This is a genomic window from Deminuibacter soli, from assembly GCF_003412455.1.
GTDB classification, from domain to species: Bacteria; Bacteroidota; Bacteroidia; order Chitinophagales; family Chitinophagaceae; genus Deminuibacter; species Deminuibacter soli.
Genome location: NZ_QTJU01000001.1, coordinates 526,025 through 549,630, shown reverse-complemented (window position 1 = coordinate 549,630; position 23,606 = coordinate 526,025). Strand labels below are relative to the sequence as shown.

The 23,606-nt window shown below is 47.3% G+C and carries 19 protein-coding genes; 11 read left to right on the top strand and 8 right to left on the bottom strand.

The features are described 5' to 3' along the window. Nucleotides 1-89 precede the first annotated feature (89 nt). On the bottom strand, nt 90-1,352 hold the full coding sequence (locus DXN05_RS02285; RefSeq protein ID WP_116845584.1) for an adenylosuccinate synthase: 1,263 nt from the start codon (nt 1,350-1,352) through the stop codon (nt 90-92). Nucleotides 1,353-1,414: 62 nt separating this feature from the next. Then, nucleotides 1,415-3,685 (bottom strand): RelA/SpoT family protein, encoded by a 2,271-nt coding sequence (locus tag DXN05_RS02280; protein ID WP_116845583.1) that lies wholly within the window; start codon nt 3,683-3,685, stop codon nt 1,415-1,417. Nucleotides 3,686-3,916: 231 nt separating this feature from the next. On the opposite strand from DXN05_RS02280, the gene DXN05_RS02275 reads away from it, so the two are divergent. From DXN05_RS02275 to atpH, 5 genes are all read left to right on the top strand, one after another. After that, on the top strand, nt 3,917-5,728 hold the full coding sequence (locus DXN05_RS02275) for an ABC transporter ATP-binding protein (protein WP_116845582.1): 1,812 nt from the start codon (nt 3,917-3,919) through the stop codon (nt 5,726-5,728). Between the two features lie 283 nt (nt 5,729-6,011). Then, entirely contained in the window at nt 6,012-7,136 is a 1,125-nt protein-coding gene (gene atpB / locus DXN05_RS02265) for a F0F1 ATP synthase subunit A (RefSeq protein ID WP_116845580.1), read from the top strand. A gap of 104 nt (nt 7,137-7,240) precedes the next feature. After that, on the top strand, nt 7,241-7,486 hold the full coding sequence (gene atpE / locus DXN05_RS02260; protein WP_116845579.1) for an ATP synthase F0 subunit C: 246 nt from the start codon (nt 7,241-7,243) through the stop codon (nt 7,484-7,486). Nucleotides 7,487-7,675: 189 nt separating this feature from the next. Further along, on the top strand, nt 7,676-8,170 hold the full coding sequence (gene atpF / locus DXN05_RS02255; protein ID WP_116845578.1) for a F0F1 ATP synthase subunit B: 495 nt from the start codon (nt 7,676-7,678) through the stop codon (nt 8,168-8,170). Nucleotides 8,171-8,255: 85 nt separating this feature from the next. Continuing rightward, nucleotides 8,256-8,819, top strand: a complete 564-nt coding sequence (gene atpH, locus DXN05_RS02250) for an ATP synthase F1 subunit delta (protein ID WP_116845577.1) — start codon at nt 8,256-8,258, stop codon at nt 8,817-8,819. 212 nt (nt 8,820-9,031) lie between these two features. On the opposite strand, the gene DXN05_RS02245 is transcribed toward atpH, so the two are convergent. The 4 genes from DXN05_RS02245 to DXN05_RS02230 all read right to left on the bottom strand — a co-directional run bounded on the left by DXN05_RS02245 (nt 9,032) and on the right by DXN05_RS02230 (nt 14,651). Further along, nucleotides 9,032-10,759 carry a T9SS type B sorting domain-containing protein gene (locus tag DXN05_RS02245; protein WP_116845576.1) on the bottom strand — a complete coding sequence of 576 codons (1,728 nt, stop codon included), beginning with the start codon at nt 10,757-10,759 and terminating at the stop codon, nt 9,032-9,034. Next, the gene (locus tag DXN05_RS02240; protein ID WP_116845575.1) at nt 10,759-12,339 is read right to left on the bottom strand and encodes a DUF1501 domain-containing protein; all 1,581 of its coding nucleotides are present in this window, start codon (nt 12,337-12,339) and stop codon (nt 10,759-10,761) included. The genes DXN05_RS02245 and DXN05_RS02240 overlap by 1 nt, the downstream gene beginning before the upstream one ends. Nucleotides 12,340-12,357: 18 nt before the next feature. After that, nucleotides 12,358-14,001 carry a DUF1800 domain-containing protein gene (locus tag DXN05_RS02235; RefSeq protein ID WP_116845574.1) on the bottom strand — a complete coding sequence of 548 codons (1,644 nt, stop codon included), beginning with the start codon at nt 13,999-14,001 and terminating at the stop codon, nt 12,358-12,360. Nucleotides 14,002-14,159: 158 nt separating this feature from the next. Then, on the bottom strand, nt 14,160-14,651 hold the full coding sequence (locus DXN05_RS02230) for a hypothetical protein (RefSeq protein WP_147313812.1): 492 nt from the start codon (nt 14,649-14,651) through the stop codon (nt 14,160-14,162). 243 nt (nt 14,652-14,894) lie between these two features. Between DXN05_RS02230 and atpA the strand changes: the two genes are divergently transcribed. After that, on the top strand, nt 14,895-16,472 hold the full coding sequence (gene atpA, locus DXN05_RS02225) for a F0F1 ATP synthase subunit alpha (RefSeq protein WP_116845572.1): 1,578 nt from the start codon (nt 14,895-14,897) through the stop codon (nt 16,470-16,472). A gap of 246 nt (nt 16,473-16,718) precedes the next feature. Here the strand turns inward: atpA and DXN05_RS02220 are convergent, their stop codons facing one another. After that, nucleotides 16,719-18,011, bottom strand: a complete 1,293-nt coding sequence (locus DXN05_RS02220; protein WP_116845571.1) for a pepsin/retropepsin-like aspartic protease family protein — start codon at nt 18,009-18,011, stop codon at nt 16,719-16,721. A gap of 160 nt (nt 18,012-18,171) precedes the next feature. Here DXN05_RS02220 and DXN05_RS02215 point away from each other — a divergent pair, with 160 nt between their 5' ends. The 5 genes from DXN05_RS02215 to DXN05_RS02195 all read left to right on the top strand — a co-directional run bounded on the left by DXN05_RS02215 (nt 18,172) and on the right by DXN05_RS02195 (nt 22,568). Beyond that, a complete protein-coding gene (locus tag DXN05_RS02215; RefSeq protein WP_116845570.1) occupies nt 18,172-20,406 on the top strand; it encodes a TonB-dependent receptor in 2,235 nt (744 codons plus the stop codon). Between the two features lie 48 nt (nt 20,407-20,454). Continuing rightward, nucleotides 20,455-20,733 (top strand): 2TM domain-containing protein, encoded by a 279-nt coding sequence (locus DXN05_RS02210; protein WP_211329961.1) that lies wholly within the window; start codon nt 20,455-20,457, stop codon nt 20,731-20,733. 32 nt (nt 20,734-20,765) lie between these two features. Next, nucleotides 20,766-21,392 carry a hypothetical protein gene (locus tag DXN05_RS02205; protein ID WP_116845568.1) on the top strand — a complete coding sequence of 209 codons (627 nt, stop codon included), beginning with the start codon at nt 20,766-20,768 and terminating at the stop codon, nt 21,390-21,392. A gap of 203 nt (nt 21,393-21,595) precedes the next feature. Next, nucleotides 21,596-22,282: a hypothetical protein gene (locus DXN05_RS02200; RefSeq protein WP_147313811.1), complete on the top strand. Its 687-nt coding sequence runs from the start codon at nt 21,596-21,598 to the stop codon at nt 22,280-22,282. Continuing rightward, the gene (locus DXN05_RS02195) at nt 22,275-22,568 is read left to right on the top strand and encodes a winged helix-turn-helix domain-containing protein (RefSeq protein WP_116845566.1); all 294 of its coding nucleotides are present in this window, start codon (nt 22,275-22,277) and stop codon (nt 22,566-22,568) included. Before DXN05_RS02200 ends, DXN05_RS02195 begins: the two co-directional genes overlap by 8 nt. A 167-nt stretch (nt 22,569-22,735) precedes the next feature. Here the strand turns inward: DXN05_RS02195 and DXN05_RS02190 are convergent, their stop codons facing one another. Beyond that, nucleotides 22,736-23,605, bottom strand: coding sequence for an aldose 1-epimerase family protein (locus DXN05_RS02190; RefSeq protein ID WP_116845565.1), 870 nt, complete (start codon nt 23,603-23,605; stop codon nt 22,736-22,738). Nucleotide 23,606 lies beyond the last annotated feature (1 nt).

Sequence of the window (23,606 nt, the reverse complement as noted above, 5' to 3'; positions counted from 1 at the left end):
AATTTCAACGAGTTTTTTAATCAACAAAAAAAATTTTTCCCTCACAAATTCAATGCCTGAATATACCGCATTTAGCAGCAGGCAATATACTACAAATGAATAATCTGTTCTCTTCCCGGACCGTTAGAAACGTACTTCACAGGAGCGCCGGTGTATTCATTTATAAATTTAATGTAAGAAGCCATATCAGCAGGCATTGCAGCTGCTTCTTTTATTTTGGTTGAATCGGCATGCCAGCCTTTAAACGTTTTGTAGGTTGGTTCAATGTTCACTTTGGTCATCTGGAAAGGCACTTCTGCTTTTTCTTCACCATTTACCTTGTAAGAAGTACAAACGTTTAATTCTTCAAATGTATCCAGCACATCAGCTTTGGTCATCACCATTTTGGTAACGCCGTTGATCATGCAGGTATATTTAAGGGCCACCAGGTCAATCCAGCCGCAACGGCGCGGACGGCCTGTAGTAGCGCCGAATTCGTTGCCTATTTTGCGCAGCTCTTCTCCTACGGCATCGTGCAGTTCGGTAGGGAATGGGCCGCCGCCAACGCGCGTACAGTAGGCTTTGGTAACACCCAGTACGTCTTTGATTTTTTGCGGGGCAACACCCAGGCCGGTACAAACACCTGCAGAGATAGTGCTGGAAGAGGTAACAAACGGGAATGTACCAAAATCAATGTCGAGCATGGTACCCTGTGCGCCTTCGGCCAGTACTTTTTTACCGCTGCCGATGAGGTTGTTGATGAAATATTCACCGTTCACCACTTTCAGCGTGCGTAAAAACTCCAGTGCTTCAAAAAACTCTTCTTCCCATGCAGAAATATCTTCATTGAAATGGAAGTTATCGAGCAGTTTCTGGTGTTTTAAGCGCAGTTTGATATACTGTGTAGTAAAATTCTTGTCGAGCAAATCACCTACGCGGATGGCGTTACGGCCTGTTTTGTCCATATAGGCAGGTCCGATGCCTTTGAGCGTAGAACCGATTTTGCTGTCGCCTTTCTGCATTTCGGAAGCCTTGTCGAGTGCACGGTGTGTGGGCAGAATAAGGTTGGTGCGTTCAGAGATAAACAGGTTTTTTCTTACATCAATTCCAAAAGCTGCTACGGCGTCACACTCCTTTTTCAGTGTTACAGGGTCGAGTACTACACCGTTACCGATAAGATTAATGGTGTTTTGGTGGAATATACCGGAAGGAATCTGGTGCAACACTATTTTCTTACCTTCTACATACAGCGTATGACCTGCGTTGGGGCCGCCCTGGAAACGGGCAATGATATCATAGTTGGGAGCAAAATAATCTACTATTTTACCTTTCCCTTCATCACCCCACTGCAGGCCTAGAATTACGTCAACCATTGAATTGAATTTTGAAAATGAGTGGCAAAAATAGCTCAGTAGCCCTTGTTTTGCAAATCGGTTTATTCAATATCGAATCGGTCAACCGTTTGAATGCCTTCCAGCTGCTTTAAACGGTTCACCAGTTCGTCCAGTTCTTCCTTGTCGTGCACAAACACGCGGATGGAGCCCTGGAACAGTCCTTCTTTCGATTCAATGGTGAGCGCAGAGATGTTTATCCGCAGCTCGCCGCTGATAACATTGGTAATTTTATTAATAACTCCCACATCGTCCATCCCAATGATTTTGATGCCGGTAAGGAACGAAATCTCCTTGTTCTTGGCCCATTTGGTTTTAACGATACGGTGCCCGTAATTGGCCATCATCTGCGCCGCATTGGGACAGTTAATGCGGTGTATAATGAGCCCTTTACCGGTGCTTACAAAGCCAAATACGTCATCTCCCGGGATGGGGTTACAGCATTTGGCCAGGGAGTACATGATTTTGTCGCTGCTCTCACCGAAAATAATGAGCTCGGAATCTTTTTTGCTGGGTTTGTACTCTGTTTCCTGGGTTTTGCCGGTTGGCTCTGCCACCGGTTTTACCGGTTTGGGCTGCTCCAGCTTATCGCCCAGCACATGAAAATCCTTCAGCTCCTTAAGGTCGAAGGTTTTTACGGCAATATTGTAAAACAGGTCAAGCTGGGAGGGTACTTTGTAGAAATTAACCAGTTCATCGATGTTGTGCTGGTTAAAGGCAGCGCCCATGTTTTCGAGCTTGCGCTGCATAATGTACTTGCCATCTTCGGCAATAGCCCGCTTCTCTTCTTTCAGCGAATCTTTGATCTTGCTCTTGGCCTTGGCAGTAACAACAATGTTCAGCCAGTCTTCGGTAGGCTTCTGTTTGTTGCTGGTGATAATCTCTATCTGGTCGCCGCTGCGTAGCTTGTGGCTAATGGGTACCAGCTTGTGGTTTACCTTGGCGCCAATACACTTGCTGCCGATAGCAGAGTGTATAGAGAAGGCAAAATCCAATGCCGTAGAGCCTACAGGCAGCATTTTTACATCACCTTTTGGTGTGTACACGTAAATTTCTTCTGCAAGAAAGCTGGTTTTAAAATCCTGCAGAAAGTCCACGCTGTCTGTATCCTGGCTGCTGATCACCTCGCGGATTTGTGTAAACCATTTATCAAAACGGTCTTCATCTTTTTCCTGGCTGGTGCCGCCTTCCTTGTATTTGTAGTGCGCTGCCAGGCCCTTTTCCGCAATCTCGTTCATGCGTTTGGTGCGTATCTGCACTTCTACCCATTTACCCTGCGGCCCCATTACGGTGGTGTGCAAAGCCTCGTAGCCATTGCTTTTGGGGTTGCTGAGCCAGTCGCGCAGGCGCTCGGGTGAAGGCGTGTATTCATCGGTAATCATGGAATACACTTTCCAGCATTCTTCTTTTTCCTTTTCAGGGGTTGAATCCAGAATAACGCGGATGGCAAACAGGTCGTACACTTCTTCAAATGCCACGCCCTTCTTGCGTATTTTATTCCAGATAGAGTGAATGCTTTTGGGCCTGCCGTAGATTTCGAAATTGAAACCTGCACGCTGCAGTTTTTCTTTGAGCGGCTTGATAAACTCGTTGATGTAACGCGTTCGCTCGCGCTTGGTCTCTGCCAGTTTGCGTGCAATTTCCTTGTACTGGTCAGATTCCATGTATTTCATGGAAAGGTCTTCCAGCTCGGTCTTGATGGTATACAAACCCATACGGTGAGCGAGCGGGGCATATACCCAGATGGTTTCACTGGCAATTTTAAGCTGCTTCTCCCGCTTCATGGAATCGAGGGTGCGCATATTGTGCAGCCTGTCTGCCAGTTTTATCAGGATAACCCTCGGGTCGTCGGTAAGGGTGAGCAATATCTTTTTAAAATTCTCGGCCTGCTGACTGGTATTGGTATCCATCACATTCGAGATCTTGGTAAGCCCATCTACAATACGGGCTATTTCGGTACCAAATTCCCTTTCCAGGTCTTCGAGTGTAATGTCGGTATCTTCCACCACATCGTGCAGCAGCGCACAGATGGTAGAGCGCACACCCAGGCCAATTTCTTCCACGCAGATATGGGCTACGGCCAGGGGATGTAAAATATATGGTTCACCGCTTTTGCGGCGCATGGTTTTATGTGCTTCTGCAGCCATTTCAAAAGCCCGGCGCACGAGTTCCTTATCGCCTCTTTTCAATTTGGGACGTAAGCCTCGCAACAGGGCACGGTACTGCCGCAGAATTTCTTTGCGTTCCTGCTCCTCAGTTAAAGTGTATTTCGGTAAAGTGTTTGTTTCTGCTACGATTGCTTGCTTTTGATCCATACGTTCTACGAATTTACGAAAAGTTCACGAGGGAGATGGGGGCGACGGTCGACACAAAACAGATTAAGCTACAAGCTGCCAGCCTGTTGGATTTAAGTCGCCTTTGGCGACAGTTATAAAATACTCGCTTCGATCATCTCGACTGTCGATTCTCGATTCTCGTTGGTTCTTCACGACTGACGGCTCCCGATTCACGGTTTTGCCTATCTCTCCTTACCTTTGGTTTCTATCATGAGTGAACGAGTAAAAAAGAAGATTTTCGATTTTTCGCTGTTAAGAAAGGTGTTCCGGTTTGTTAAACCTTACCGGTGGCAGTTTTACATGAGCCTGGTGCTGGCCATTGTGCTGGCGGTGTTTACGCCTGTTCGCCCGTTTTTAATTCAGCTCACCATCGACAAAACAGATCCCTCCAAGGCGGTACACATACCGCAATGGGTACACTGGGCTATATTGAACACCGATACCAGCAACCCGTTGCATTTTATTATCGCGGTAACCATTTTCCAGGTGGTATTTATTTTTATTGAAACTTTTGTCCGCTTCCTGTTTACTTTTCTCACTTCGTGGATGGGGCAGAGCGTGGTACGCGACATGCGCATCCAGGTTTTTCGTAAAATACTGGGCCTCAACCTCAAACAATTTGATACCACGCCCATCGGTACCCTCACCACCCGTACCATTAACGATATAGAAAGCATCAATGACATTTTCAGTGACGGGCTGATTCCCATTATTGCCGACCTGCTTTCGATTGTTATTACCCTGGCTACCATGTGCTGGATTAACTGGAAACTCACCCTGATAAGCCTGGTGCCGTTCCCGATTATGATTGTGGCCACCTATTATTTCAAAGAAAGCGTGAACAAGAGCTTTATCCGTGTGCGCAATGCCGTGGCAGCGCTGAATGCTTTTGTGCAGGAACATATTACCGGTATGCAGCTGGTGCAGGCTTTTGCGGCAGAAGACCGTGAGTTTGGCAAATTCCGCAAGATTAACCAGGAGCACCGCAATGCCAATATCAAATCCATTTTCGCCTATTCGGTATTTTTCCCGGTGGTGGAAGTGGTGCTGGCGCTGAGCACCGGCATACTGGTTTGGTATATTACCGACCGGAGACTGGATGCGGGGCTGCTGGTGTCGTTTATTTTATACCTCAACCAGATTTTCCGCCCGCTGCGCGTAATTGCGGATAAATTCAATGTGCTGCAAATGGGTATGATTGCCGCTGAACGTGTGTTTAAGGTGCTGGAAAACGAAGATTACATCAAAAAAGAAGGCAGTTATAACCCGGAAAAAGTACGCGGTGAAATTCAGTTTGACAAGGTTTGGTTTGCCTACAACGACGAAAATTATGTGCTGAAGAATATCAGTCTGCAGGCCAAAGCCGGTGAAACCATCGCACTGGTGGGGCATACGGGCAGCGGTAAAACATCGATCATTAGCCTGCTGAACAGGCTGTACCATATTCAGAAAGGCACCATTTCGCTGGACGGCGTAAACATTGAAGAATACCAGCTGGATGCCCTGCGCGGCAGCATTGGCGTGGTGCTGCAGGACGTGTTTTTGTTTTCCGGCTCTGTAATGGACAATATTACCCTGCGCAATCCTGATATATCCAAAGAGCAGGTAATTGCTGCCGCCAAACTCATTGGCGTGCACGATTTTATTATGCAGCTCCCCGGCGGCTACAGCTACGATGTAATGGAAAGGGGTAATACATTAAGTCTTGGGCAGCGCCAGCTGATCTCCTTTATTCGTGCGCTGCTGTACAACCCGTCGGTACTGATACTGGACGAAGCCACTTCTTCCATCGATACAGAAAGCGAAATGCTGATCCAGAAAGCGATTGACACGCTGATTGCAGGCCGTACTTCTATTGTTATTGCCCACCGCCTCAGTACCATCCGCAAGGCCAGCCAGATTATTGTGCTGGACAAGGGCGAAATCAAGGAAGTAGGCACACATGAGCAATTGGTGGCCCTGGGCGGTTTTTATGCCAAGCTGCACAGCATGCAGTTTGAGAAGCAGGTGCCGGTTTCGTGAGCGGGAATCGTCATCGTGAGCCGTCAGTCGTCAGTTGTGAGTGGAAGAACTAACGAGAATCGAGAATCGACAGTCGAGATGATCTTAGCGAGTATTATTAAGTATTGCCGGAGAGCAGGGCTTGCAGCTCGTAGCTGGCAGCTTGCGGCTGTTTTTCTGTTCTCTTTGCGGTAAAATATCTTCCGCGTCCCCGTTCACCTTAACTTTTTTCACATTTACCGAGTGGCAGATTCGCTTTTTCAGGCTGCAACTCCTATCTTTGCCGCCAAATTCGAGGACGACTATGGCCTTTAGGAGCATGAAATACTTACTGGTTGCGGCTTTCAGCCTGCTTATAACAAGTTTTTATAATGTAAGCATCGCGCAGGATAAAACCGGCGATCAAACTCAGCAGACAGAAGCTGCAGGTGAGAAGAAAGAAGGGTTCAATCCTTCCAAACTCATCATGGAGCACGTAATGGATGCGCATGAGTTTCACTTTGCAACCATTGGTGAGCATGCTATTGCTATTCCTTTGCCTGTGTTGTTGTATTCTCCGCAGCGTGGCGTTTCTTTCTTCTCATACAGCCGTTTTGAAGAAGGTAAAGTTGCTTACGAGGGTTATAAAAGCGAAGAAGGTCACATTGTAGCGGTTGATGCTGACGGTAAAGTTGACGAAGCCGTTAAAGTATACGATTTCAGCTTAACACGTAACGTAATGCAGATGCTGTTATCACTGGTATTGCTGGTGGTACTGATGCTGAATGTTGCGAAGAAATATAAAAAGAATGCAGGTAAAGCGCCAACCGGTTTCCAGAATGCGGTTGAGCCTGTTATCACTTTTGTCAGAGACGAAGTAGGCAAACCCAACCTCGGTCACTTCTACGAAAAATACATGCCTTACCTGTTAACTGTATTCTTCTTTATCCTGATCAATAACCTGGTAGGTCTTATCCCAGGTACTGCCAACGTAACCGGCAACATTGCCTTTACACTGGTACTGTCTTGTATTTCACTGATCGTGATACTGCTGAGCACCAACGGTCATTTCTGGGGTCATATCTTCTGGCCTCCCGGCGTGCCTTTCCTGGTAAAACTGATCCTGATCCCGGTTGAGTTGTTGGGTGTTATATTGATTAAGCCCGCTGCATTGGCCATTCGTCTTTTTGCGAACATGATTGCCGGTCACATCGTAATTACCTGTTTCATTCTGCTGATCTTCATCTTCGGCTCAATGAACACGGTAGCAGGCTGGGGCTTCTCTCCTGTATCTATTGCATTTACTGTTTTCATTTATATGATTGAAATCCTGGTAGCATTTATCCAGGCGTTCATTTTCACCAATCTTACCGCAGTATTTATCGGCCAGTCGCTGGAAGGTGAGCACAGCGATGCCAACGGCGGTCACGATGATGCGGTGATTATTTGAAAGGAGACCGGTGACGAACCGGTGAAGTAAAAACAAGGAAGGGTAAGCTCACTTGAAATAGTAAGTTCTTTAAGTTTTATATATAAATCAAAAACCTGATCATTATGTCATTAATGAGCGTTTTAATGGATGCCAGCCTGAGCAACTTGGGTGGTGCGATTGGTGCCGGTTTAGCGGCAATTGGTGCCGGTATCGGTATCGGACAGATTGGTAAAGGCGCTGTAGAAAGCATCGCCCGCCAGCCAGAGGCAGCCAACGACATCCGTGCTAACATGATCCTGACTGCTGCGTTCGTAGAGGGTGTTGCCCTGTTCGCAGTTATCGCAGGTATCCTGGCTGTACTGAAATAGCACAAACTGATTACTGCATCCAAAGCACAGGGCGGAGGATGCAGTATTCTAATTTGCAAATGTGGTAATTTGAAAGTGTGCAAATGAAAGGCACCTTTTCAATGCCCTTTTCAATGGTTTTTACAGCAATTGGTGAATGCAGATAGCTGCGTGCTGATTGTTCAAATTCACAAATTTTCAAATTCTCATATGGAACTGTTATTACCTGGTTTGGGTTTAATTGTGTGGACACTGATTGCGTTTGTTATCGTGTTCCTGATTTTGAAAGCATTTGCCTGGAAACCTATTTTGAAAGGTTTGAAAGACAGGGAAGAAAGCATTGCTGAATCTATTTCCAGCGCGCAGAAAGTGAAAGCCGAAATGGCCCAGCTGAAAAGCGAAAACGAAGCCCTGCTTGCCAAAGCACGTGAAGAAAGAGCTACTTTGCTGAAAGAAGCAAAAGACACTGCCGATAAAATGGTGTCTGACGCAAAAGACAAGGCAAAAGCTGAGTACGACCGTATCCTGGCTGACGCGCAGGCTGCTATTACACAGCAGAAAAATGCTGCCATCACCGACGTTAAAAACCAGGTAGGCACACTTGTTATTGAAGTGGCTGAAAAAGTACTGCGTAAAGAATTGGCTAACAAAGCTGAGCAGGAAAGCTACATCAAGCAGCTGGCAGACGGCGTTAAATTAAACTAATTCAATTTGCCGGATGTGATGCTGTGGCACACAGCACGCACGTCTTAACCGGGGTTGTTCTCCGGACAAATTCTCAAATTCTTCTATGCCCAACTTACGTATAGCATCAAGATATGCCAAAAGCCTGGTTGACCTGGCTACTGAAAAAGGTGCGCTGGAAAATGTGTATGCCGATATGCAGTTTTTGAAAGCTGTTACCGGTGCCAGCAAGGATTTTGTAAACCTGCTGCGCAGCCCCGTTATAAAAGCCGACAAAAAGCAGGCGATTATTAATGCGGTTGTTAACGGTAAAACGGGCGAAATTACCACTGCGTTTATCAAACTGCTCATTAACAAAGGCCGCGAGGCTGATTTACCTGAAATCATCGCTGCTTTTATTGACCAGTACAATGCAGTAAAAGGTATTCACATTGTACAGTTGACTACAGCTGTTGAAGTGGATGACACCATTAAACAGCGCCTGGTAAGCCAGCTGAAAGCAGATACCGGTTTTACCAAGGTTGAATTGCAGTCTAAAGTAAATCCTGACCTCATCGGTGGTTTTGTACTCGAGTACAACAACAACCTGATTGATGCGTCTATTTTGCGTGACCTGAAAGATATCAAGAAACAGTTCTCTACGAACCTGTTTGTTCACAATATCAGATAAAGTGATTGGTGCCCTGGCACAATAAAAAAGCCCCCGGTTTTGCCGGGGGCTTTTTTATTGCAGCTTGTTCATCGTCGTGAGTGATTGAAGTGAGTGGGCTTTAGAGAAGTGGCTGTGGGGACACAGCCACGGGCATTTATGTAAATCCACTCAGCCATCAAGCTATCCAACCATCCTGCCTATGCCGGTGTCCTCACCGGCATTTATAACCACTACCTCACTACCACTACCCAGCCCTTGGCCTGCATGGGTTGCTGCGTGTCGGCATTGATATAGGCAACGGTGTATACAAAAGTGCCGGTGTTTACTATTTTGCCTTTGTAACTGCCATCCCAGCCAATATCTGGGCTGGTGCTTTGAAATACCAGCTGGCCAAAGCGGTTGAAGATCTTCATTTCATAGTGCGACATGCTGCAGGCATGCAAGGGCCTGAAGGTATCATTACGCCCATCACCGTTGGGTGTAAAGGCATTGGGCAGAATAAGGTTGCAGGCGCAGGTTTTAAACTGTATGGTGGTATTCAGCGTATCACTGCCGCAACCGTTTGTGGCAATCACCGTGTATTTACCTTCTTTGGTAATGGGGTAGCTGGGGCCTACCGTGCTATCCTGCCAAACATAAGTATTGGCATTGCCTTTTACCTGCAGTACGTAGTTCTCTCCAAAACACAGTGTGGTGTCTTGTATCATGTAAGTGTTCAGGCTATCGTCGAAGGTAACGGTGAGCGTGTCTTTATAAATGCATTGGCCAACAGTGGCGGTAATGCTGTAAGTGCCGGGGTGGTAAACAAAATAGGTGCTCTGACCTGTCTGGTTCTGGTCGTCGCGCTGCGGGGGAATGGCCTGCCAGTTGTACACGCCGGTGCCAAAATCAGCATCCAGCACCAGGGTGCTGCCTTTGCAAATAGCGGTATCGTTAAAGTCGAGGTTTTTATCGCCCCTGTAACGCACAATGAATGTGTCTACCACCTCGCATTGATTACTCACTTTTACAAAGGCCCAGTAGGTACCGGCCTGTTTAATAGTGATGGCGCTGTCTTTTGATCCGGTGCTCCACAAATAGCCCGTAGCGCCCTTTACCACGGCAGGCACCGTGATAATTTGTTTGGGGCACAGCAAGGTGTCTTCTCCCAAAGTGAAAGGCGGCGCGGGTGGCTGCGAGAAGGTGATGTTCGCTGTATCGCGGTATACACCGCAACCCGGTACGGTAACCGATACCATGTATTCACCTCCCGGCTCTTCTACCGGTTGCTGTGATTTATCGTTGGGTAATGGGTTGCCGTTTAAGAACCAGCTGTACTGCCCGTTTTGCGCGGTGGCGTCCAGTGTAATGTTTTCGCCGGTACACATAATGTGATCATCACCGAGTTTAATACGCGGGGTATCGCTGATAAATACGCCAATGCTGTCTTTCACTGCGCAGCCATTGATACTTACGGTGTACACGCCGCTTTCTTTTACGCGGAAGGTATCGGTGGCGGTGGTGCTGTCATCGCTCCAGGCATACACTGCACCCGGCACAGCAGGAGCTGTGAGCAGGGTGTCCTGCTTGTTACAGAGAAATATATCCGGGCCAAAATCATATGGCATGGGATCAACTACCTGCAGCGTGTCGAATACTTTAATGGTATCGGCCGAATAGTTGAGCACATACAGGGAGATGTAGTAAGTACCCGGTGTGGTAAAACTATGTGTGGGCGAGCGTATGCCCGCGCTGTTGTAAATGCCTGAGGCAGGATCGCCGAAATTCCAGATAATTTTGGAAGGGTTGGGTGCCTGGTCAAAATCAAATACAGAAGAACCGAATGTAATCAACGTATTGCTGCAGGTACTGTTGTGACTGATGGTATCGGGTGCAGTCTGCGACTGTGCATGCCCGTGTAACACCAACACCAGTAACAGGCATAGAAAATATCGTAAGAAACCTTTAATCTGATTCATTATTGTTTCACCTTAAGCATGGTTCGTACCTGTTGTACGGATTGGTTTTGGAAACGTGCGTAGTAAATACCCGAGCTCATGCCGCTGGTGTTCACCGTAATAGTGTAAGTGCCGGCCAGGTAATCTTCATCAACAGGAACCATGATAAGCCTGCCGGTTGTATCAAATACCTGCACCAGGGTATGCCCGCCGCCGGTTTTAAAGGTGATTTTGGTATACTGGTCAAACGGGTTGGGGTAGTTCATGATCAGCTTGTCGCCAATATTGTTGAGGTCGTCAATAGTATTGTTACAGGCTGTTGTTTTAATGAAGGGCAGATACTGGTAGTTCTTCAGCAGCATGGTTTGCACATCGTTGGGTGCCACGCAAAACCAATCGCGCAGTATGGTGGAGTATACCGATCTGAAATCGTACTGCATGGCTACATTGCCGCCCACATCTATCGAAGCGGAGAGGTCGGGGTTTTGTCCCAGTACCCCTTGTTTGGCATAATCACCAAACACAAACACGGGTTGTGCCGTACCATGATCGGTGCCTGCGCTGCCGTTGGAGCGAATGCGGCGGCCAAATTCAGAGAAGGTCATGCCCATTACTTTCTGGCTAACGCCCAGTTGTTTGATATCGCCCATAAAAGCGGTAATGGCATCGGAGAGCTGTTTCAGCAAATTGGCGTGCGAACCACTCACTGTGTTGCCTGCTTCTACCTGCCCGCCATGGGTATCGAAGCCGCCCATACTTACCATGTACACCCGTGTTTTAAGTCCGCCTGCAATTAAGCGTGCCACCGTTTTAAGCTGTGCGGCGAGGCTGTTATTGGCCGGGTAGGGGCCTTGCCTGGTTATTTTTTTGGCAGCAGCCACAATCACATCTGCATACTTATTGGTTTGCCTGGCCACAGTGCGCAGGTAAGTGAGTTCAGTACCCATTGGTGTGTTGGGCACGGCTTCGGTAATGCCATTGATGAGATTGTAAAAGTCAGTATCAGAAGGAACAGCCATGGCTGTTAAACCACCCGGCGCCATAAACACGGGCGACAACACGGAGCCTATTTGTATGGCCAGGGGATCGGGCATTACTTCATTGGGGTAACCATTGGGAAAGTTGGTAAAGGTTTCACCCAGGAAGCGGCCTGCCCAGCCGGTGTTGAGGTACTGGTTGCTGTCTGCACCAGTTAACCAGATATCCATTGACCGAAAATGCGAGCCATTGGGCGATGGATAACCAACCGCCTGCATAACGGCCAGCTTTTCTTCATTGTATAATTGCTGCATGCCTGTGAAAGCAGGGTGCAGACCGGCTTTATCAAATTTGTTCAGCTTTAACACCTTACCTTCCGGTATGGCAATGTTAGAGCGCAGTCCGTAGTAGTCGCCGTATGTTTCAAGCGGTATTAGTGTATTGAGACCATCGTTGCCGCCGTTCAGTTGTACCAGTACCAGTACATGGTCGTTATCAGCAGCGCCATCCAGTCCTCTCAAAAAAGCAGAAGAACCAAACGCCTGCACGCTGAAGCCATTGAGCAGGCCGGGAAACAGTGCCGCGGCCGGCATCACGTTCTGTAAAAATTTTCTTCTTTGCATGTTCTTAGTGTTGCAGGGTTAAGACAATTGGTATTCAGGTAAATTCATCAGGTATTTGTACAAAGCCTGCAGGTGTGTTTTGGCAATGGCTGCCGCATTCATATCTGCCGGGTTGTTGAGGTATGCCTGCCAGGCCTGCGTCCAGTACAGGTCGTTGGTTTGGTTCGAGAGCAGAATGGTTTGCTTGAGCAGCTGTTTGGAGCTGTCGCTTAAACCTGTGCGCAGCAAAATATTCACTGCATCGGTTACCAGCTGGTTGGGATCACCGGGATTGGGCAGCAGTTTAGTAAAGGCCAGCGGGTCAATGGTGAGCTGTGCGCCGTCCATCATATCGCCGGTGCTGATGAGCAGATCTGTATAAAAATTGCGCTGTGTGTAGGTAACCGAGTTAATCCATAATTCATGGTAGTTGGGCGCCTGGTAATACGGGTACCAGCCTGCCACTTCATCAATGCCCAGTATTTCCTGCTGCAGTTCTGTAGCGCGTTGCAGCAGCATTTTGTAAATGGCATAACGGCCGGCAGCATCGTCTGCAGCGGGCAGGGCTACATTGTATTCATGTACCAGGCCGATTAAAAAGTCGAGCGGACTTTTAATAATACAGGCGCCGGAATTAACCAGGTCGTAAAAGTGCTGGCTGGTGAACAATGTGCGCAACACCTCGGTGATATTGTAACCGCTTTTCCTGAATATATCAGCGAGTGGGCCAATGATATTGGTTTCAATGGCATCATCCAGCTGGTAGTACACAAAAAAGCTGTACAACTTGCGGCAGATAAAACGGGCAGCTTCATCTGTGGCCAGCAACATATCAATGAGTTCATCTACTTCTGTAGCGCCCGGCTCGCCTGAGCGGCCTGTGATGGTGTGGTTGCTGTAAAAAGTAGAAAAGCTCTTGTTGTCATCGTCGTGGTTGCCTGCAAGGAAAACGTAATTAAAGTTAACGTCTACACTATGCCCTGTGAGTACGCGTGCGGCGGCGCGCACATCATCTTCGGTATATTTAGAATTAATGCCTTTGCCTACGGTATACAGCTCCTGCAGTTCGCGGGCAAAGTTTTCGTTAGGTGATTTTTTCTGGTTGGTGCTGCCATTTAAAAACAGCAGCATGGCCGGGTCGAGCGTGATGCTCTTCACCAGCTGTTTAAAATTGCCGAGTGCATTGGCGCGCAGGGTAAGGTATTGGTTGTACCACAATCTTGCGTTGATGTCTTCAAAATGCGCGGTGGCATCCATGGCAAAATGGTTGTGCCAGAACAGCGTCATCTTTTCGTGTATGGAGCGGCCCTGGTTCAGCAACTGGCCTGTCCACCAGCATTGCAATGAGCGCACGCGGTTTTCGTTGAGCTCCTTGTCGGCAAACAGCAGCCCGGTGTCAATCCAGGTTTGCCAGGGAGCAACGCCCGTGGGGTCGGTCATGTAATTGTTGAGTGGTGGCTCGGCAGGTAGTGGTGCAGGTTGCAGCAGTTCGTTCACAGCCTGCTCCATGGTGAGCGATTTAAAGTAGGTGATATCTGCTGCGCGTGCGCCGAACAGCGTACGTTTCAGCAGGTGCACCACCTGCAGGGTGTCCCATTCACCGGAATAAGCTTCCAGTCCGGCAGGTGAGCCGGGCGCCGGCATTTCATCCGGTTGGGTTTTGGCGGGGTAACCTTTGTTCATAAAACAGGCCTAGGCCGGGTATGTGTTTACTTATCTGAAAATTGTATGTATAGCTATATGGTACGGGTAATTCATAGGTATAACAGCCTACCTGCGATGATTATAATCAAAGCGGACATGCGTGTACGGGCTGTCCGGCTGTGCCGGTTTGAAAAAGCTTAATAGGTGTACGGAGCGGTAAAATTGCCGTTGTTCAGTATAAGCGTAGCACCCTGTTTATTGCTTACAATGCAGTTGAAGCTGCCGTGTACCTGTGCGCCGGGTGTTTTGCCAAACTGGTAAAAGGTAACCGCGTTGGTAGTGTCTGTGGTGCTCGTCCAGGTAGCGCCCGTGCTGTCGGTATAAGTGACCAGCACATTGGGCTGCGTATAGCGGGTGGTAGTATCGCCACCGATAACGCGAATGCTGATGCTGCCTTGTTTACGGGAGGTATCGGCATACCCGCCTGATATAAGCGTGGTATGAACATTACCGATGGGTTGAGCAATAACGGCGGCCTGTGGGAAAACGATGTTCCCGGTGCCGGTGGTAAACGAAACAGACCAGGATTTACCCGGGGTATCGCTGCCATTTTTGGTACATGCCCAAAACAAGATGCACAATAGCGGGGCGTATACCAGGAAAACCTTGCCAAAAGCGCTTTTTATCATGACAAGTTTTTTAACACCATTTTGTAAAAGATCAGCAAATAACCGGTATTGTTGCCCGTTCACCAAAAAATACTGCCTGTTCACCGTTATTTGCCCGATAGGGGTATAAATGCAGGTTTTTCTGTCGTTTTGCCCTGCTGAATGAAATAAATTGTAAAAATACCTGCGCCCGATCTTTGGATATGCATGTGCCAACGCTTACCTTTGCAGCCAAATTTAAAATCCTTCAACTGTATTACTGATATGGTAGAAATTAAGCCAGATGAAATTTCAGCGATATTAAGGCAGCAGCTTAGCAATTTCAATGCCTCCGCTGATCTGGAAGAAGTAGGCACCGTGCTCCAGGTGGGTGATGGTATTGCCCGTGTATATGGTTTGAACAATGTACGTTCCGGCGAGCTCGTTGAGTTTGAAAACGGCACTGCAGCCATCGCACTGAACCTGGAAGAAGACAACGTGGGTGTTGTATTGATGGGTGAAAGTACAGGTATCAAAGAAGGCGATAAAGTACGTCGTACCGGTAAAATTGCCTCTATTAAAGTGGGTGAAGGCCTGGTAGGACGTGTAATCAATACCCTAGGCGAACCTATTGACGGTAAAGGCCACATTACCGGCGAATTATACGAGATGCCTATTGAACGTAAGGCACCGGGTGTAATTTACCGTGAGCCGGTTAAAGAACCGCTGCAGACCGGTATCAAAGCGATCGACGCGATGATCCCTGTTGGCCGTGGTCAGCGTGAGCTGGTAATCGGTGACCGTCAGACCGGTAAAACTGCCATCTGTATTGATACCATTATCAACCAGAAAGAATTTTTCGATGCAGGTAAACCTGTATACTGTATATATGTAGCCATCGGTCAGAAAGCATCTACCATTGCCGGTGTGATGAAAACCCTGTCTGACAATGGTGCAATGGCTTACACAACCATCGTAGCCGCTTCTGCAGCTGACCCTGCTCCCCAGCAGTTCTACGCGCCGTTTGCAGGTGCTGCGATCGGCGAATACTTCCGCGATACCGGTCGTCCTGCGCTGATTATCTATGATGACCTGAGCAAACAAGCCGTGGCTTACCGTGAGGTGTCACTGTTGCTGAGAAGGCCTCCGGGACGTGAAGCTTACCCTGGTGACGTATTCTACCTGCATAGCCGTTTGCTGGAACGTGCTGCTAAAATCATCAACAATGATGCAGTAGCCAAAAACATGAACGACTTACCTGAATCAATCAAACACCTGGTGAAAGGTGGTGGTAGCTTAACCGCTCTGCCTATCATTGAAACACAGGCCGGCGACGTATCTGCTTACATCCCTACCAACGTAATTTCTATCACAGACGGCCAGATCTTCCTGGAAGGTAACCTGTTCAACGCCGGTATCCGTCCTGCGATCAACGTAGGTATCTCTGTAAGCCGCGTAGGTGGTAACGCCCAGATCAAATCCATGAAAAAAGTAGCAGGTACCCTGAAACTTGACCAGGCCCTGTACCGTGAAATGGAAGCGTTCTCTAAATTCGGTGGTGACCTGGATGCTGCAACCAAACTGGTACTTGACAAAGGTGCACGCAACGTGGAAATCCTGAAACAGCCCCAGTACACTCCGTTCTCTGTAGAACGCCAGGTAGCGATCATTTACCTGGGTACACAAGGTTTGCTGCGCGAAGTAGCCGTTAAAAAAGTAAAAGCATTTGAAGATCACTTCCTGCTGGAAATGACCAATAAATTGCCTGATGTACTGGCCGAATTTAAAAAAGGCAACCTGCCTGATGACGGCGTGAAGAAAATGGTTGAGCTGGCTAAAAGCCTGATACCTCAGTACAAATAATCGCACATCGTTAAAACAACCAATAGAGAGGCCCCCGTCGTTAAACGGGGGCTTTTTGTTTTGTGGCACGTACCGGGCCTGAAGCATATAACAAGTGGCTACTGTGAAACATTTTTTAAACGTTATGGCACGTTTTTTTAATTTTTTAAGATGGCAAAGAGTGGTTCATGATCACTGCAGATTTGCTCCCAATACGATCGGTGACACCCGAAATGGTACTTGCAACGGTTAACGATTCCCGGCCTGTTACTTACTAAACAGCAGGTATCCCCCGGTAAAATTGATGATCATTTTAGGGAACTGCCTGATGATATCCTGGCCGAGGTTTCCGTAATATTTGTCTTCCGTAATGCTTAGCGGTTCCTTACTTACAAAGGCATTGCGCAGCACAATTGGCTGTTGCCGGTTTTGCAGGGTAAGTGTGGGAATGCTGATGCCCTGCAGGTCTTTACTGCCGCCGGCACCACCTACGGACATGGATTTGGGGGTTGCGGTAGTATCGCCTGTTTCCATATAGGCATGATGAAACAAGTCGCTGAACAGGCTGGAACCTGCGCCTGTATCGAAAGTAAAAGGCAGTTGCCGCTGGTTCCAGGTAAGGAACAGAACAGGCTTCAGCTCATCTACCGCCAGGTTTTTGTTGCCTGTGGCGTATTGCGGTTTTTCGGGGATAAGCAGGCTGTCGTTTTCAAAAATCATTTCACCGAGTTCCTTGGCCACGGGGAAACCGAGTATTGCGTTGATTTTATAAGCGCCGTCTGCAAAGCTCAGGGCGCTGTCGGGGAATACGAGAAACACGGTGTTGTATACTTCGATATTATTTCCCAGTGTTAGCTTCGGCGCTATGGCGAGCTGTACCATGGAAGCAATGCCCAACCCGCTTTTGATGGCGATGGGTGGGGAGGCTACTGGTGTTAAGCCCAGCTTTTGTGCGAATGACGCTGCAATGGTGCTCATGCCTGCGCCGGAATCGAATATGAAGGCATAGGTGCTGTCGTTGTTTACAACGGGTATATTCATCAGTCCGGCAATATCCCTGGTTACTTTTAATTGTGCACTGCCTTTTTTGCGGAGGCGCTGTGGCTGGTATTGCACCAATGCTTTTTGAATGGCCAGGGCCTGCTGCTCATCGTCGAGCTGGGTGGGCGTGTACAAATGTGCGAAGCGTTTAATCAATGCATCGCCTGTGCGGTACGCATTTTTATAGTCAAACAGCTTTACGTAGTTGTCATATAAGGTTGCCTGGTATAATTTCTTCAGTGTATCGTTCGGGAGAAAAGCGGCAGTGTCTTTCCTGATTTTCAGCAATAATTGATTGGATTGGGCAGGATCATTAAAGCTGTTGTACACCAGGGCCTGGTAAAAATGGTGCTCAGCGACTGTTAATTGGGTGCCTGGCGACTGTAGTAATTGCTCCGCTCCGGTAAAATCTGCCCGGCGGATAAGCCGGTATAATTTGTCTCCATCCGTTTGTCCAAGCGAAGCCGTTGTACCGGAAATAAGCGCCAGGGCGATAAAAAACACACTGATCTTATGCATAATAGGCTGATAATATTGAAATGAGCACAAAATAGGGTGTTTTGATCCTGAGAAGTTGCTATAAAATAGATAAGTGGTTACCGCCGTTCATAACAATATTTATAAAATAGTTTGGTTTATATTATAAACCAGTTTACCTTAGAGCTATCAAAACGCTTTTATGAGATCCCTCCTGTTTTTTTGCTGCTTTATTTTGAGTGCTGCGGTTCATGCACAAACGGTGGTGAGTGGTGTAATACGCGATCACCGCAACAAACCCTTACCCGGTGCAAGTATTACCTTAAAAGATACTTATGATGGTGCTGTATCTGATTCAACCGGCGCTTTTCATTTTACAACCACTGAGAAAGGCAACCTGGTATGCAGCATTACCTGCATGGGTTTTAAAACAATAGAACAACCTGTTTCACTCACCGGCACAGCCATTACGCTGAACATATCATTGAAAGAACAGCTGGACGAGTTGCGTGCAGTAACTGTAACAGCCGGCGCCTTTTCAACCGGGGCCAGAAAAGGTGCGGTGATGAGCTCACTGGATGTGGCCACTACAGCCGGTTCAAATGCCGATATTACTGCTGCATTAAAAACACTGCCCGGCACCCAGCAGGTAGGCGAGCAGGAAGGCTTGTTTGTACGCGGCGGTGCAGGCTACGAAACCAAGCAGTTTATTGACGGTACCATGGTAAATAACTTTTACAACACCAGTGTGCCGGATATTGCGCAGCGTGGCCGTTTTTCTCCTTTCCTGTTTAAAGGTACCGTCTTCAGCACCGGTGGTTATTCTGCCTTGTATGGCCAGGCATTATCGAGCGTGCTGTTGCTCGAATCAATTGATGTGCCTGAGAAATCTGAGATTGATTTATCTGTATCACCCTTGTTCTGGGGCGTAAGCACACAGCAGGTAGCGAAAGATAAAAAATCAAGCTGGGGTATTAACTACAGCTATGTGAATGTGGGTTTATACTTTAAGCTGGTAAAACAAACACCAGATTATTACAGCATGCCCCGCTACCACAATGTGGAAGGTAATTTCCGCATCAAAACCAAACGCGGTGGCATTATCAAATACTACACTACGTTTGGCTATAACGAGCTTGGCTTGCGCCGGCCGGATATTGACAGCTTGTATCTGAAAAATGCTTTCGGCTTAACCAACCACAACTGGTACAATAACCTGAGTTATAAAGAATACCTGAACAATGGCTGGAAACTGAATATGGGTGTGGGTTACAGCACCAACCGCGATGATATCAGCCAGCAGATACAGGATGCTTCGAACCAGCCGAAACAGTTTGACAACAGCGCATTCTGGATGCAGTATAAGAACTTCCGTTTTGTAAACAGGCAGGATTTAACGCAAACCAAAATAGTGCTGGAAAAGAAACTCGGGGGCTTAAGCGCGTTGCGTTTTGGAACCGATTACTGGTATTCTTACAACAATGGTTATTACAACGATACCCTGCGCAAGCTGGATGACCACTACAATGCGTTGTATGCAGAATCGGATATCTTTTTAACCAACGACCTGGCTGCTACTGTTGGTGCGCGTTACGAACATTCTTCCATTATCGGGAAATCGGATATTGCGCCGCGCGCTTCGCTGGCTTACAAAACAGGTAAGAACGCACAGGTATCTGTTGCTTACGGTGAGTTTTACCAGAAGCCAGAAAACATGCAGCTGTATTATACCAGGCAGCTGGGTTTTACCAGGGCTGCACACTACATCGTGAATTACCTGAAAATGAACAACAGTCGTACCCTGCGTGTAGAAGCCTACTATAAAAAGTACCACGACCTGGTTAAAGCGGTACCGGTAAACTATTACTACTCCACTTACGACAACAGCGGAACAGGTTATGCGCGCGGGTTTGAACTGTTCTGGCGCGATAAGAAAAGCGTAAAGAACCTCGACTACTGGATCAGTTATTCATATGTGGATACCAAACGCAATTACCTGAACTATACCACCGAACTGCAACCCAATTATGCAGCCACACATACGGCGTCTGTTGTGCTGAAGCGCTTTTTTACGAGCATTAAATGCGGTTTCAATTTTACCTATACTTATGCAACCGGCCGCCCTTATTACAATTTTATGCTGAACAACGGCAAGTATAACCTGGCCGATCAGGGTAAAACAAAAGACTACAATACGCTGAACTTTAGTATGGAATATGTACCTTCTATAGGAAAAGCAAATGCCAAATCGAACATTGTGTTGTTTGCCAGCGCCAACAACATACTTGGCAACAAGCTGATTTACGGCTACAATTATTCATACAGCGGGTTGATTAAGCAACCCATTACCCCGCCTGCCAACCGCGGTTATTTTATCGGCTGTTTTATCAGCTGGGGTGTTGACAGAACCGATGATGTAATTAACAACAACCTGTAATATTTAAAAACATTTGTTATGCCATCTTCCAACATAAATATTGATGTTATGCAAACACAACAACAGGATGACCGTCTTTGGAAAGTTGCCAAAAAAAGAGCTGCGTTTAAAATTGCGCTCACGGTGTATGTGCTGGTAAATGCACTGGAGGTTGCGGTATGGTATTTTACAACTGGTCCATACGGCTATTTCTGGCCTATCTGGTCTATGCTGGGCTGGGGCCTTGGCATTGCCATGCAGTACGTGCAGGCCTATCACGGCAATACCTTATTCTCTACCGAAGAAGAATACAAGCGCCTGGTAGAGCAGGAAGACAAACAACTATAACAACAAACTGATAAACATAAAACTGAATTGAAATGAAAAAAGTACTCGTTGCCTTTTCCATACTGCTGTCTTTTGCAGCATCTGCACAAACAGACAAATTTGCTGCTGCCATGCAAAAGAACCTCGATGCACTTGAAGCCGCAAAAACACCGGCAGACCTGCAGGGCGTATCTGCCTCTTTTGAACGCATTGCAGAAGCTGAAAAAACACAATGGCTGCCTTATTATTATGCAGCCCTGGCACAGGAAAGAATAGGCTTCAGCGATAAGGATGCCGATAAAGATAAAATTGGTGATAAGGCCAACCAACTGCTGGATAAAGCCGAGGCCATCGAGAAAAATGCAGAACTGTATTGCCTGCGCAATATGGCAGCAACCATACAAATGCTGGTAGACCCGCAAAGCCGCTGGCAGACTTACGGCCAGCAGGCCCAGGCAGCACTTCAATCAGGCATGCAGCTGGAGCCGAATAACCCGCGTTTGTATTACCTGCAGGGTATGAGCGTATTTGGCACACCGGAAGCATTTGGCGGTGGTAAAGAAAAAGCGAAACCTATTTTCCAGAAAGCGGTTGATTTGTATGCATCGTTTACACCGAAACCCATGTATCCTAACTGGGGTTCAAAAGAAGCTGCGGATATGCTGGCGAAATGCGAATAAAAGTATTTTAACAGTTTTTTGAGCGGAAGCAGCAGCGGTCACCTAACCGGCAGTACAACGCAACTACAGGCGTTTACCGGTTGGGTGACTGTATGCGTTGCAGCGGTGAACAGTGTTACAGGCCGGGCAGTGATGCAATATATACAGTAACTTTCCGTTTCTACGGCCCGGGCTGTACCTATCAACCAACAACCAAAACTATTATGACAGGGGAAGAAAAAGAATTGAGCGAGCAGGAGAGCCTGCGGTTAATTGCCTCCATGATTCACAAAGCCAAAGGCGGCTTTCACGAAACCGGCACCAGTGCTATTTTGTGGGGATCGGCAGTAGCCATTCCCGGCTTCATCAGTTTTGCTGAATTAAAATGGAACTTCTATATCGGTTTTGATATATGGCTGCTTACACTGGCTGCAATTATACCGCAGATCTTTATCTCCATCAGGGAAGGCAGGCGGCGCAAGGCGGTGTCGCACGATGAATCGGTTATGAATGCCGTATGGACTACCTATGGTTTCAGCATTATGCTGCTGGTGATATACATTAACGTGATGCCATCTGTTAGTGACCAGTTGCTGAGAGCCGATGGGGTAGAATGGCTGGAGCACAATCTTACAACCGGTAAAACAGAACACCTGAAACCCTATGTGGTAGGACAAACATCTTTGTTCCTGCTGCTGTACAGCATGCCCACACTGGTAACCGGTATTGCCCGCAAGTTTAAACCGATGCTTTACGGGGCCTTGCTGTGTTATGTATTGTTCTTTGTGTCGTTCTTTACTTCATTCACCTACGATATGCTGCTGATGGCTGTTGCCGGTATTTTCAACTGGCTGATTCCCGGTTTTATTTTGAGAAAAAAGTATCTGAAAACGAAAGGCACGAATGTTTAAAGACCTGGATCCCATATTGCATTCACAACTGCGGCTGGCTGTAATGAGCCTGCTGATCAGTGTTAAAGAAGCTGAGTTCACTTTTATCAGGGAGAAGACCAACGCCACCGCTGGTAACCTGAGTGTGCAGATTCAGAAGCTGAAGGATGTGGGGTATATTGAGGTGAACAAACAGTTTAAAGACAACTACCCGCAAACCACCTGTAAAATTACGCCCGAAGGGATACAGGCGTTTGAAGCATATGTGCATGCGTTGCAGCAATACTTGCAGGTGGGGAAGCAATAGGTTTCAGATGGTTCTTTGGTTTGATGGTTTTATTGTTCAACGAAGTTCAAAAGGTTCAATTGCTCAATTCTTTGTTTTGTGGTTACATACAAAAGCCGCACAACCAGTAATCATGCGGCTTTCATCGCTTTATCATTCACTATTGACTATTCACTATTCACCTGGTTTTAGAACAGGTCCACGCTCCATGTTTTGGCGAAGGAGCCTTGTGGTGCCAGGGTTTCTATGCCTTCCTTGTCTTCTAAGCGGCCGGTGGTTGTAATGCTGTCTGCGATGCCACACCAGGGTTCTATACAAACAAAGTCTGCATTCTTTGCACTCCATATACCGAGGAACGGGAAACCGTCGAAATGAAAACGCAGGCCGTGTGCATGGGTTTTGCTTTTCAATGTCACACTTTTTGATTGCAGGTGTTTCAGCACCAGTGCGTCGCCATAGAACAACGGCTTGTTCAGCGGCAGGGTATCGGTGTTTTCCAGCAATGGTTCTGTAGCTGTTTTAATCAGGCCTTCATCAGACAGCGGCCAGCGACCTGCTGTTTCTGCTGTATCGAATTGCAGGTAGTAATCTTCATAGCTGCCGCCATCAGTTAACGGCACTTTAAATGCAGGGTGGCCGCCTACAGAAAACAGCAGGTTTTCATTGCCTGTGTTCTCTACTTTATACGTTACCAGCAACGATGCATTGTTCAGCTGGTACTGTACCGTAAAACGGAAAGTGAATGGATATACCTGTAATGTGTCGGCAGTTGATTCAAGCGTAAACGCAATGGTATTGGCTGTTTGCGCGCTTACGGTAAATACTTTGTCGCGTGCAAAACCATGACGGCCCAGCGGATAGGTTTTACCGTTGTGCGTGTATGCATTGTTTTTCAAGCCACCAACTATGGGAAACAGTACCGGGCTTTTTTTACCCCAGAACGTTGCATCACCGCTCCACATATATTCCAGTCCGTTGTCTTTGCGGATAATGCTTTGCAATTCTGCGCCTTTCTCTGCTATGCTTACTTTGAGCAGTTCGTTCTCCAGATGTATCATG